Annotated in this window: 10 protein-coding genes; 4 read left to right on the top strand and 6 right to left on the bottom strand. The window is 64.7% G+C overall.

Translation table 11 applies throughout. The features are described from left to right. Window positions 1-7: 7 nt before the first annotated feature. A complete protein-coding gene (locus FJW10_RS11635) occupies window positions 8-472 on the top strand; it encodes a nuclear transport factor 2 family protein (RefSeq protein ID WP_140900192.1) in 465 nt (154 codons plus the stop codon). A 121-nt stretch (window positions 473-593) separates the two neighbouring features. Beyond that, the gene (locus tag FJW10_RS11630) at window positions 594-1,163 is read left to right on the top strand and encodes a TetR/AcrR family transcriptional regulator (RefSeq protein WP_140900191.1); all 570 of its coding nucleotides are present in this window, start codon (window positions 594-596) and stop codon (window positions 1,161-1,163) included. Window positions 1,164-1,168: 5 nt separating this feature from the next. Here the strand turns inward: FJW10_RS11630 and FJW10_RS11625 are convergent, their stop codons facing one another. The 4 genes from FJW10_RS11625 to FJW10_RS11610 all read right to left on the bottom strand — a co-directional run bounded on the left by FJW10_RS11625 (window position 1,169) and on the right by FJW10_RS11610 (window position 5,912). Continuing rightward, window positions 1,169-1,912: an MBL fold metallo-hydrolase gene (locus FJW10_RS11625; protein ID WP_246674216.1), complete on the bottom strand. Its 744-nt coding sequence runs from the start codon at window positions 1,910-1,912 to the stop codon at window positions 1,169-1,171. Window positions 1,913-2,016: 104 nt separating this feature from the next. Continuing rightward, on the bottom strand, window positions 2,017-2,877 hold the full coding sequence (locus tag FJW10_RS11620) for an aldo/keto reductase (protein WP_140900189.1): 861 nt from the start codon (window positions 2,875-2,877) through the stop codon (window positions 2,017-2,019). Window positions 2,878-2,982: 105 nt separating this feature from the next. Continuing rightward, the gene (locus FJW10_RS11615; RefSeq protein WP_140900188.1) at window positions 2,983-3,372 is read right to left on the bottom strand and encodes a DUF305 domain-containing protein; all 390 of its coding nucleotides are present in this window, start codon (window positions 3,370-3,372) and stop codon (window positions 2,983-2,985) included. Between the two features lie 41 nt (window positions 3,373-3,413). Beyond that, a complete protein-coding gene (locus tag FJW10_RS11610; protein WP_140900187.1) occupies window positions 3,414-5,912 on the bottom strand; it encodes a heavy metal translocating P-type ATPase in 2,499 nt (832 codons plus the stop codon). Between the two features lie 186 nt (window positions 5,913-6,098). Here FJW10_RS11610 and FJW10_RS11605 point away from each other — a divergent pair, with 186 nt between their 5' ends. Next, window positions 6,099-8,900, top strand: coding sequence for a [protein-PII] uridylyltransferase (locus tag FJW10_RS11605; RefSeq protein ID WP_140900186.1), 2,802 nt, complete (start codon window positions 6,099-6,101; stop codon window positions 8,898-8,900). A gap of 40 nt (window positions 8,901-8,940) precedes the next feature. After that, a complete protein-coding gene (gene murJ / locus FJW10_RS11600) occupies window positions 8,941-10,548 on the top strand; it encodes a murein biosynthesis integral membrane protein MurJ (protein ID WP_140900185.1) in 1,608 nt (535 codons plus the stop codon). On the opposite strand, the gene FJW10_RS11595 is transcribed toward murJ, so the two are convergent. Both FJW10_RS11595 and FJW10_RS11590 read right to left on the bottom strand, forming a co-directional pair. Next, complete coding sequence (locus FJW10_RS11595) at window positions 10,523-10,927, bottom strand: type II toxin-antitoxin system VapC family toxin (RefSeq protein ID WP_140853930.1); 405 nt, start codon at window positions 10,925-10,927, stop codon at window positions 10,523-10,525. The two genes, murJ and FJW10_RS11595, sit on opposite strands and share 26 nt — an antisense overlap. Beyond that, the gene (locus tag FJW10_RS11590) at window positions 10,927-11,172 is read right to left on the bottom strand and encodes a type II toxin-antitoxin system VapB family antitoxin (RefSeq protein ID WP_095766111.1); all 246 of its coding nucleotides are present in this window, start codon (window positions 11,170-11,172) and stop codon (window positions 10,927-10,929) included. The genes FJW10_RS11595 and FJW10_RS11590 overlap by 1 nt, the downstream gene beginning before the upstream one ends. Between the last annotated feature and the right edge of the window lie 86 nt (window positions 11,173-11,258).

Here is an 11,258-nt window from a genome sequence, read left to right as displayed (position 1 = left end):
AGATCTCATGAGCCGTCCGCCATTGCCGCCCTTCACGGCCGAGACAGCGGCGCAAAAGGCGCGCCTCGCCGAAGATGCCTGGAACAGCCGCGATCCTGAGCGGGTTTCGCTCGCCTATACCGAGGACAGCATCTGGCGGAACCGGGCCGAATTCGTCTCGGGCCGCGGCGAAATCGTCGGCTTCCTCAAGCGCAAATGGGCGCGAGAGCTGGACTATCGCCTCATCAAGGAGGTGTGGACCTGGAACGAGAACCGCATCGCGGTGCGCTTCGCCTATGAATGGCGCGACGACAGCGGCCATTGGTTCCGCTCCTACGGCAACGAGAACTGGGAATTCGACGAGGCAGGGCTGATGCGCCGGCGTGTGGCGAGCATCAACGATCTGCCGATCGCCGAAAGCGAGCGGAAGTATCATTGGCCGCTCGGCCGCCGGCCGGACGACCATCCCGGCCTTTCGGAACTCGGGCTCTAGAGCATGATGCCGAAAAGCGTGAAGCGGTTTTCGGGCGACATCATGCTTTATCTCTTTGATGTGGAGCCGGATGATTTCAGGTCGAATCGACCTGAAATCATCCGGCCCTAGGGGGGCGTGGATGCGGCGCATCGCGCCAGACCGCGATCGGCTGCTGGGGGTCGTTGCGGAAGTTTATCGCGAGCATGGTTATGAAGGCGCCAGCCTGTCCGCGATCGGCGAGGCGACGGGGCTCGGCAAAGGAAGCCTCTACCACTTCTTCCCCGGCGGCAAGGAGGAGATGGCGAGGGCTGTCATTGCCCATATCGACGGCTGGTTCGAGGACAACGTCTTCGCGCCGTTGCGCGACAGCACCGATCCGCTGGCAGGGATCGAACAGATGCTCGCAGAAACGGACAGCTATTTCCGCTCGGGACGCCGCGTTTGCCTGATCGGCGCCCTCGCGCTGGATGACTCGCGCGATCTCTTCGCTGGCCAGATCAGAAGCTATTTCGGCCGCTGGGTCACACATCTTGCCGGTGCGCTGGCGCGGTCGGGGCACCGGCCGGGCGAGGCCAGCGAGTTGGCCGAGGAAGCCGTCGCCGCCATTCAGGGCGCACTCACGCTGGCCCGCGCCGCCAATGACCTCGACGTATTTTCAAGGGCATTGCGGCGACTGCGGACGCGGCTCGGGGTACCGGCCAAGACCTAGCGTTCCTACAAAGGTTCGAAGCGGAAGGCTGTTCCGGATCGGGAAACCCGGCCGACGCCCGGTGAATCGAGATGCGCTCCCGCCACGCACCAGGCGTTGTCGGCGGCAAGGGCTAAAATGCGCAGCCGGGTTGCCCGCGCCTGTTCCTGGTCGGCGTCGAATTCCCATGCGACCTCCGGCCGATCGAACTGAAGCGACGGCACATGCACGAGGTCGCCCCAGGCCAACACTGTTTCGCCGCTGCTGGTGACGCGAAAGCAGGTATGACCGATTTCGTGGCCCGGCGCGGCGATCGCCTCGATATTCGCGCTCAGGTGTCGTCCCGGGTCCAGAGGCAGCGCTTGATCATGAAAGCGGCTCAATCTCGCTTCCGACCGGAACATGTCGAGTTCAGGCCGGGGGACAAGCAAGCGGGAGAGCAGCGGAAAACCGTCCCCACCCCCCGGAAGGATGAGCCCCTGGATATGGTCGAGATGGGTGTGGGTGAGGGCAACCGTGCGTATCCGATCGACGGCGATCTTCGCTTCGCTCGGCGCCTGCGGCAGCAAGCCCATCGTCGGGTGCCAGGCGTTCGAGGATCCCGTATCGATCAGCGTGACTTCGTGGCCGTCGTCGACGGCAAAGGCGTTGACCGACAATCTGAGCGCGCCGTCGAAGAGCGGTACCTGCGACGGGAGATCGTCGCCGAAAGGCTTGTCTCCCGGCTGGCGCAGTCGCCGGACCGGCATGTCGACATAACCGTCGCGCAACGAGGTAACGGTCAAGTCGCCGATTTTATAGGTCGTGTGATGAGGTCCGGCTGAAATTCGTTCCAACGCTTGCTCTCTTTCAACCGCGCATTCCGAAGTGGCGGCTAGATCATTTCCAGCCCACGCTTACGCGTCGGCGGCGGGAAGGCGCGATCGAGATCGGCGAAATCCTGCGGCGTCAGTTCGATGCTCAGCGCGGCGGCGTTCTGGCGCACGTGCTCCTGGCGGCCGGCCTTCGGGATGGCGATGACGCCGTCCTGCATCATCACCCAGGCAAGCGCGATCTGTGCGGCGGTGGCGTTGTGGCGGGCAGCGACGACTTCCAGCCGGGTATTGTGAGCCAGCGCGCCCTGCTCGACCGGCGAATAGGCCATCAGCGGTATGCCGCGCTCCGCGCACCAGGGGGCAAGATCGAATTCGGGGCCGCGCCGCGACAGGTTGTAGAGAACCTGGTTGGTCTGGACGTCGCCGCCATGGTCCAAGCCGACCAGTTCCTCCATCTCGTCGGTGTCGAAGTTGGAGACGCCCCAATGCCGGATCTTGCCGGCCGCCTTCAAAGCCTCGAAGGCCTCGACGGTTTCGGACAGCGGCACGCTGCCCGGCCAATGCAACAGATAGAGATCGATGCGGTCGGTGGCGAGCCGCTTCAGGCTGTTCTCGCAGGCGCGCTTCACGCCGGCGCGCGAGGCATTGGAGGGCAGCACCTTGGAGACCAGGAAGGTCGCGTCGCGGCGCCCGGCGATGGCCTCCGCCACCACTTCCTCGGCGCCGCCGCTGGCATACATCTCCGCCGTGTCGATGAGCGTGATGCCGAGGTCAAGCCCCAGCTTCAGCGCCGCCACCTCATCGGCGCGGCGCCGTCGATCCTCGCCCATCTTCCAGGTGCCTTGGCCGAGGACCGGAACGGCTTCGCCGGACGGCAGCTTCAGGGTTCTGATCAACGAGCGGTTGATTGACGGGGGCATGGCTTTCTCCGCGTGAAGGCGGATCGCAGCACAGCCGTGGCCGGAAATCCAGACCGAAGGCTCGTGGCCGCCCGGATTTCTGGTCCGCCCGGATTTCCGCAGCGGCTACTTCGCCGGATGCTTGGCGAGCCAGTCCTGCATCTGCTTGATCTCGGCCTCCTGCGCCGTGACGACGCCTTCGGCGAGCTTGCGGATTTCCGGGTCCTTGCCATTGGCGATCACCACCTTGGCCATGTCGATGGCGCCTTGATGATGCGGGATCATGCCGCGGACGAAATCGACATCGGCATTGCCGGTGTACTTGATCATCATGTCCTTGTGCATCTTCTTCATCGCCGCCTCGTAGCCGATGGTGGCCGGGCTCTGGGCACCCATCGCCATCTTGGACATGTCATGCTTCATCTCTTCCGACGAAGCCGGCACGCTTTCGAGGAAGACGGCAAGCAGCATTCCGGCGGCCATCAGCAGCAGCACGATTTTCTTGGCCAAGGTCATTCAGGTCTCCTTCTGTTGGATAGCGTATCTGGGGGTATTGCTCAGAGTTTCAATGTTCTCAGCCGCAAGGCATTGGCGATGACCGACACCGACGACAGGCTCATCGCCGCCGCCGCGAGCATCGGCGACAGCAGCGTGCCGGTGAGCGGATAAAGGACGCCGGCCGCGATCGGCACGCCAAGCACGTTGTAGAGGAAGGCGAAAAACAGGTTCTGGCGGATGTTGCCGATCGTCGCCTGAGCCAGCGTGCGGGCTCTGACGATACCATTGAGGTCGCCCTTGACCAGCGTGATGCCGGCGCTTTCGACCGCGACATCGGCGCCGGTGCCCATGGCGATACCGACATCGGCGCTGGCCAGCGCCGGCGCGTCGTTGACGCCGTCGCCGGCCATGGCTACGGCGGCACCCTTGGCACGCAATTCCTCGACCAGCGCGCCCTTCTCGTCCGGCAGCAGCCCGGCGCGGACCTCGTCGATGCCGAGCCTGCCGGCGATCGCTTTTGCCGTGCGCTCGTTGTCGCCAGTGGCCATGATGATGCGCAGGCCCTTGTGGTGCAGGGCCTTGATCGCCTCTGCTGTCGTTGCCTTTACGGGATCGGCGACAGCGACGATGCCGGCGAACCTACCGTCGACGGCGACGAACATCGCCGTCTTGCCTTCGGCCTGCATCGCCTCGGCATTGGCCGCCGACGTTTCGACGCCGAGATCCGCCATCATCGCCGCATTGCCGAGCGCGACCTTCCTGCCCGAAACCGTGCCCGAAACGCCCTTGCCGGTGATGGCTTCGAAATCGACCGCGTCGGCCAGCTTCAGACCGCGCACGGCGGCGCCCTCGACGATCGCCTCGGCCAGCGGATGCTCGGAGCCCTTTTCGAGCGCGGCGGCGAGGCCCAGCAGCTCGTTCTCATCGATGCCGTCGGCCGCGACGACATCGGTAAGCCGCGGCTTGCCCTCGGTCAGCGTGCCGGTCTTGTCGACGATCAGCGTATCGACCGAGGCAAACCGCTCCAACGCCGCCGCTTCCTTGATCAGCACGCCGGCATGCGCGCCGCGCCCGGTCGCGGTCATGATCGACATCGGTGTCGCAAGGCCGAGCGCGCAGGGACAGGCGATGATCAGCACCGACACCGCCGAGACGATGGCGAAGATCAAGCTCGGTTCGGGACCGAGGATCGCCCAAGCGATGAAGGCAAGGACCGCCACCAGCACGACGGCCGGGACGAAATAGAAGGACACGCGGTCGGCGAGACCCTGGATCGGCGCGCGCGAGCGCTGCGCCTTGGCGACCAGCTCGACAATGCGCGACAGCGTGGTCTCGGCGCCGACCTTCTCGGCGCGCATGACCAGCGAGCCGTTCTTGTTCAGCGTGCCGCCGGTGAGCGTGTCGCCTTCCGTCTTCTCGACCGGCAGCGGTTCGCCCGTGATCATCGATTCATCGATCGCCGACCGACCCTCGAGAACGATGCCGTCGACCGGGACGGCATCGCCGGGGCGGATGCGCAAGCGGTCGCCCGACTTGACGCTGTCGAGCGGCACGTCCTTCTCGGAGCCGTCGGCGCCGATCAGCCGCGCTGTCTTCGGCGCGAGGTCGAGCAGCGCGCGAATGGCCGAGCCGGTGCGCTCGCGGGCCCTGAGTTCCAGCACCTGCCCCAAAAACACCAGCGCGACGATCACGGCGGCGGCCTCGAAATAGACCGGCACGGCGCCGTCATGGCCGCGGAACTGATGCGGGAAGACATCCGGGAACAGCGTAGCGACCAGGCTGAAGAGATAGGCCGCGCCGACTCCCAGCGAAATCAGTGTCCACATATTGGGGCTGCGGTTCAGGATCGATTCCCAACCGCGATGGAAGAACGGAAACGCCGCCCACAGCACCACCGGGCTCGCCAGCGCCAGCTCGACCCAGGTCTTGGCGCGGCCGTCGACGAGGTTTTCGAAGCCCAGCATCGGCGCCATGGCGATGGTCAGGAGGGGCACGGAGAGCGCCGCGCTGACCCAGAACCGGCGGGTGAAGTCGACGAGCTCGGGATTCGGGCCTTCCTCGCCGGTCGGCACGCCCATCGGTTCCAGCGCCATGCCGCAGATCGGGCAGGAGCCGGGCTTGTCGCGGACGATCTCGGGATGCATCGGGCAGGTGTACTGCGTGCCCTTCGGCATCGGCTGGGGCTCGGGCCGGCCGGCGAGGTATTTTGCCGGCTCGGCTTCGAACTTGCCCTTGCAGCTGGCGGAGCAGAAATAGAAGCCCTGCCCTTCGTGGCGAACGAAGTGCTTCGCGCTCGCGCGGTCGACATTCATGCCGCAGACCGGGTCGGTGGCGGAAAGATATGCTTCCGGCTCGGCCTGGAATTTCGTGCGGCAGCGTTCGCCGCAGAAATGAAACGTCCGGCCGCCATGCTCGGCCGTCGGCTTGCCGGCCGCCGGGTCGACCGTCATGCCGCAGACAGGATCGCGAACCACCGCTTCGGCGCCGGGCGCGGCATCCTTCGCGGAGCAGCAGCCGCCGCCATGCGCATGATGGTGGTGATGGTCGGAATGGGTCATGGCCAGGCCTCTGAATCTCGAACTTGAGGCGGAGGTAGTGCTTCCAGTAACTGGAAGGTCAAGGGCCGGTTTGGATTTTTGCGGCTTTGGTCTTGCAGCCGCGTATCCTGGCTATTGCTCACCGCTGAAAACGCGGCGGCCGGCCCCATACACAGCGCCGCGAAAACAGGCTATAGACGCCGCCGAATGGCAAAGATCTCCCTCAAACTCGACGAAATCATCGATGGCGACGCCTTGCGCCGCGACTTGACCGCGCTGACGGCGGCGAGCGCCGGCGACGGTTCAGGACCGGCTGTTCGCACGGCCGTCCTCCAGCTGCTCAAGGCCAGGATGGCGGAAGGGCGAAAGATCGCCGAAGCCATGCTCAAGCAGGATGGCGGCGGCAATGCCTGCGCCGAGCGGCTCTCGCATCTGATGGATGAACTGATCCGAGCGCTCTATGATTTCGCCGCTACCCATGTCTACCGGGTCAAGAACCGGTCTGCGGCCGAGCGCATGGCGGTCGTTGCCGTCGGCGGCTACGGCCGCGGCACGCTGGCGCCGGGCTCCGACATAGACCTGCTTTTCCTGCTGCCCTACAAGCAGACCCCATGGGGCGAGCAGATCGTCGAATACATGCTCTACATGCTGTGGGACATGGGGCTGAAGGTCGGCCACGCCACCCGCAACATCGACGAGTGCCTCAGGCTCTCGCGCAGCGACATCACCATCCGCACCTCGATCCTCGAGGCGCGCTTTCTGTGGGGCGAACAGAAGCTTTATGAAGAGCTGCTCACCCGCTTCGACCACGAAGTGGTGCGCACCACCGGGCCGGAGTATGTGCAGGCCAAGCTTGCCGAGCGCGACGAGCGCCACGCCAAGGCCGGCGAAAGCCGCTACCTTGTCGAACCAAATGTCAAGGACGGCAAGGGCGGCCTGCGCGACCTGCAGACGCTGTTCTGGATCGGCAAATATTTCTATCGCGTGCGCACCGGCGAGGAGTTGGTCGAGAAGGGCGTCTTCACCGAGGCCGAATATCGCGAATTCCAGAAGGCCGAGGATTTCCTGTGGGCGGTGCGCTGCCACATGCATTTCCTCACCGGCAAGGCGGAGGAGCGGCTGCATTTCGACATCCAGCGCGAGATCGCCGAGCGTCTGGGCTATACGACGCATCCCGGCCTGTCGGCGGTCGAGCGCTTCATGAAACACTATTTCCTCGTCGCCAAGGATGTCGGTGACCTCACCCGCATCTTCTGCGCGGCGCTCGAGGAAGAGCAGGCCAAGCACGTGCCGGGCTTCAACCGCATCTTCCTCACCTTCTCGCGGCGCAAGCGCAAGCTTGCCGGCACCTCCGACTTCATCGTCGACAACCACCGCATCAACATCGCCGACGACAGCGTGTTCGAGCGCGATCCGGTCAACCTGCTCAGGCTGTTCTGGTTCGCAGACAAGCACGGACTGGAGTTCCACCCCGACGCGCTGAAGCTGCTCACCCGCTCGCTCGGGCTCGTCAACAAGTCGCTCCGGCGCGACGAGGAAGCCAACCGGCTGTTCCTCGACATACTGACGTCGGACCGCAATGCCGAGCTCAATCTCAGGCGCATGAACGAGGCCGGGCTGCTCGGCAGGCTGATCCCGGACTTCGGCAGGATCGTCGCCATGATGCAGTTCTCGATGTACCACCACTATACGGTGGACGAGCATCTGATCCGCTGCATCGGCGTGCTGGCCGAGATCGAGCGCGGCGACGGCGCGAAGGTGCATCCGCTGTCGCATACGCTGATGCCGGGACTGAAGAAGAGCCGCGAGGCGCTCTATGTCGCCGTGCTTTTGCACGACATCGCCAAGGGCCGGCCGGAGGACCATTCGGAAGCCGGGGCCAGGATCGCGCGGCGCATCTGTCCGCATATGGGATTGTCGGCGGCCGACACCGAGACCGTCGCCTGGCTGGTCGAGAACCATCTCGTGATGTCGATGACGGCGCAGACGCGCGACCTCAACGACCGCAAGACGATCGAGGATTTCGCCTCCATCGTGCAGTCGGTCGAGCGGCTGAAGCTGCTCTTGATCCTCACCGTCTGCGACATCAGGGGCGTCGGGCCGGGCGTGTGGAATGGCTGGAAAGGCCAGCTGCTGCGCACACTCTATTTCGAGACGGAGCTGCTTTTGACCGGCGGCTTTTCCGAGGTGTCGCGCGCCGAGCGCACGACGGCGGCGCGCGAGCGGCTGGCCGAGGCGCTGGCGGCATGGCCGGCGAAGGAGCGCAAACGCTACGTCGCCCTGCACTATGAGAACTATCTGCTCACCGTCGATCTGCCCGACCAGTTGCGACACGCCGAGTTCGTCCGCGAGGCGGATGCGGCAGGCAAGAAGCTCGCCACCATGGTCAAGACGCATGAGTTCGAAGCGGTGACCGAGATCACCGTGCTGGCCCCGGACCATCCGCGCCTGCTTTCGATCATCGCCGGGGCATGTGCCGCGGCCGGCGGCAACATCGTCGACGCGCAGATCTTCACCACCTCGGACGGGCGGGCGCTGGACTCGATCCTGATCTCGAGGGAATTCGACCTCGACGAGGACGAGCGCCGGCGCGCCGAGCGGGTCGGCCGGCTGATCGAGGACGTGCTGTCCGGCAAGAGCTGGCTGCCCGACATGATCGAGAAGCGCACCAAGCCGAAGCGCGGCGCCAAGGCTTTCAGGATTCCGCCCCGCGCCGAGATCCGAAACACGCTGTCGAACCGCTTTTCGGTGGTCGAGGTCGAGGGGCTGGACCGGCCGGGCCTGCTGTCCGAGATCACCGGGACGCTGTCGGACCTGTCGCTCGACATCGCCTCGGCGCATATCACCACCTTCGGCGAGAAGGTCATCGACACGTTTTACGTCACCGACCTGACCGGACTGAAGATCGACAGCCCGACGCGCACCGCCACCATCCACAAGCGGCTGATCGATACGCTCGAAGGCAATTCGTCCGAACGCAACGGCAAGGCCAAGGCAGCGGCCGAGTGACCATCCATTTGACGCAATTTTTCTGGCAGTCGTCCCCAGCATGAGCCTAGTCAAGAAATTCGCCACCGTCGCTTCCGGCACGCTGATGAGCCGCGCGCTGGGTTTCGGCCGTGAGATGCTGATGGCGGCGGCACTCGGCACCGGGCCGGTCGCCGACGCCTTCAACGCCGCCTTCCAGTTCCCCAACACCTTCCGCCGGCTGTTTGCCGAGGGCGCCTTCAACGCCGCTTTCGTGCCGCTGTTCGCCAAGGAGATCGAGCAGCATGGCACCGAAGGCGCCAAGCGCTTTTCGGAGGAAGTGTTCGGTGTGCTGTTTTCGGCGCTTTTGGCACTGACAATCGCGATGGAACTGGCGATGCCGCTGATCGTGCGCTATCTGGTGGCGCCGGGCTTTGCCGACATTCCAGGCAAGTTCGAGACGACCGTCCGGCTTGCGACGATCATGTTCCCGTACCTGATCTGCATGTCGCTCGGCGCCATGATGGCCGGCATGCTGAACTCGCTGCGCCGCTATTTCGCGGCGGCGATCGCGCCCGCCTTCCTCAACATCATCCTGATCGGCGTGCTCGCCTATGCCTGGTATCACGGGCTGGACGCGCATGATGTCGGTTTCGGCTTGTCCTGGGGCGTGCTGGCGGCAGGCATCGTGCAGCTTGCCATCGTCTGGATAGCGGTGCGCAATGCCGGCATCTCGATCGGCTTCCGCTGGCCGAAGATGACGCCCAACGTCAAGAGGTTGCTGATCCTGGCGCTGCCGGCGGCGATCACCGGCGGCATCACCCAGATCAACCAGCTGATCGGCACGGCGATCGCCTCGGCGCAGAACAGCGCGGTGTCGTCGCTCGCCTATGCCGATCGCATCTACCAGCTCCCGCTCGGCGTCGTCGGCGTGGCCGTCGCCATCGTGCTGTTGCCGGAACTGTCGCGGGCGCTGAAATCGGGCAATCTGATCGAGGCCGCCAATCTGCAGAACCGCTCGGTCGAGTTCACCTTGTTCATGACCTTGCCGGCGGCAGCCGCGCTCTGGGTGATGTCGGAACCGATCGTGCGGCTGGTCTATGAGCGCGGCGCCTTCGCCGCCAACCACTCGACGCCGATCGTCGCCTCGATCCTGGCGATCTTCGGCCTCGGCCTGCCCGCCTTCGTTTTGATCAAGGCGTTCACGCCCGGCTATTTCGCACGCGAGGACACCCGGACACCGATGATTTTTGCCGCCATCTCGGTCGGCGTGAACGTCGCCACTGCATTGACCCTGTTCCCGTCGATGGGCGCACCGGGCATCGCGGTGGCCTCGGCCGTTGCCGGCTGGGTCAACGCGCTGATGCTGCTTGGCATGCTGATCAAACGCGGCCATTGGGGCCGCGACGTGCCGCTCTTGAGACGCATTCCCCGGCTGGTGCTCTCCGCCGTAATCATGGCCGTGGCGCTTTACTTCGCGGAGCGCCACTTTGCCACACAGATTGGGCCTGGCTCGCCGCTCGTGGTGAAGGCGACGACGGTGCTTGGCCTGGTCGCCGGGGGCGCCGCGCTCTACTTCATCGCCGCCTTCGGCACCGGCGGCGCCGATTTCGGCATGGTCCGGCGCAATGTGAAACGTCGTTCACCCAAGGCGCCACCACCCGTCAGGGAACGGTCTCCAGATCCGTGAGCCGGAATTCATTGGCCGTGGAAAGCATCGGAACAGCGTAGTATCGCGCGCAAGCGTAGTGGAAGCAGTCCGCCATGTTTAGGCGGACAGCATTGTTGCGAAACCGCGAAGCGGCCTCGATGGATAGAGATGTTGCCTCGGCCGCAGGCGGAAGCTCGCGCAAGGCAATGGCCCGCTCTTCTAGAAAGCGAGCTACAATCTCCGCGCTTCTTGCGACCGGAATCGCCAGCTTTTCTGGTCGCGCGAGCGCCATCGCGGCCTCCCAAACGGCTATCGCCGACGTGAACGGTGCCGATGCCTCCATGACGGCCTGCGCGCATCGCTCGGCTTCCGTCTCGTTGCTCAGGATCGCGACGATGGCTGCTGCGTCGACAAACATCAGTCGTCGCCGGAAAGTTCATCATAAACGGACTGCGGCAACGGTTTGCGCGCTTGTTCGCTAAGCTTGATTCCAAACTCGGCTCGCAGTCGCGCCGCCGTTTCCAGTGGCGTCTCGCGATTGCGCCGCCGCTCCAGGGCCTCGCGCATGGCAATCACGATTGCCTCGGTGATGCCTACCCCTTCAGCTTTGGCGAAAGCGCGCGTCAGCCTGTCGGCTTCCTTGTTGTTGATGTTGATAGTCATCGCTACATTCCTTTATGTAGTTAGAAAGATGTAGCTTATGCGTGGCAAAGTCAACGTACCGATGAGCCATGCCAGCTCGGTCCGCG

Origin of the sequence: Mesorhizobium sp. B4-1-1, assembly GCF_006439375.1 — a bacterium.
Classification (GTDB): Bacteria; Pseudomonadota; Alphaproteobacteria; order Rhizobiales; family Rhizobiaceae; genus Mesorhizobium.
Note: the sequence above shows the minus strand (reverse complement) of the source record. Positions and strands in the feature narration are given on the sequence as shown.

Excerpts from the sequence above, each read along its gene's own strand:
- FJW10_RS11635 (WP_140900192.1), top strand. The coding sequence starts at position 8 with ATGAGCCGTCCGCCATTGCCGCCCTTCACGGCCGAGACAGCGGCGCAA.
- FJW10_RS11630 (WP_140900191.1), top strand. The coding sequence starts at position 594 with ATGCGGCGCATCGCGCCAGACCGCGATCGGCTGCTGGGGGTCGTTGCG.
- FJW10_RS11620 (WP_140900189.1), bottom strand. The coding sequence starts at position 2,877 with ATGCCCCCGTCAATCAACCGCTCGTTGATCAGAACCCTGAAGCTGCCG.
- FJW10_RS11615 (WP_140900188.1), bottom strand. The coding sequence starts at position 3,372 with ATGACCTTGGCCAAGAAAATCGTGCTGCTGCTGATGGCCGCCGGAATG.
- FJW10_RS11610 (WP_140900187.1), bottom strand. The coding sequence starts at position 5,912 with ATGACCCATTCCGACCATCACCACCATCATGCGCATGGCGGCGGCTGC.
- FJW10_RS11605 (WP_140900186.1), top strand. The coding sequence starts at position 6,099 with ATGGCAAAGATCTCCCTCAAACTCGACGAAATCATCGATGGCGACGCC.
- murJ (WP_140900185.1), top strand. The coding sequence starts at position 8,941 with ATGAGCCTAGTCAAGAAATTCGCCACCGTCGCTTCCGGCACGCTGATG.
- FJW10_RS11595 (WP_140853930.1), bottom strand. The coding sequence starts at position 10,927 with ATGTTTGTCGACGCAGCAGCCATCGTCGCGATCCTGAGCAACGAGACG.
- FJW10_RS11590 (WP_095766111.1), bottom strand. The coding sequence starts at position 11,172 with ATGACTATCAACATCAACAACAAGGAAGCCGACAGGCTGACGCGCGCT.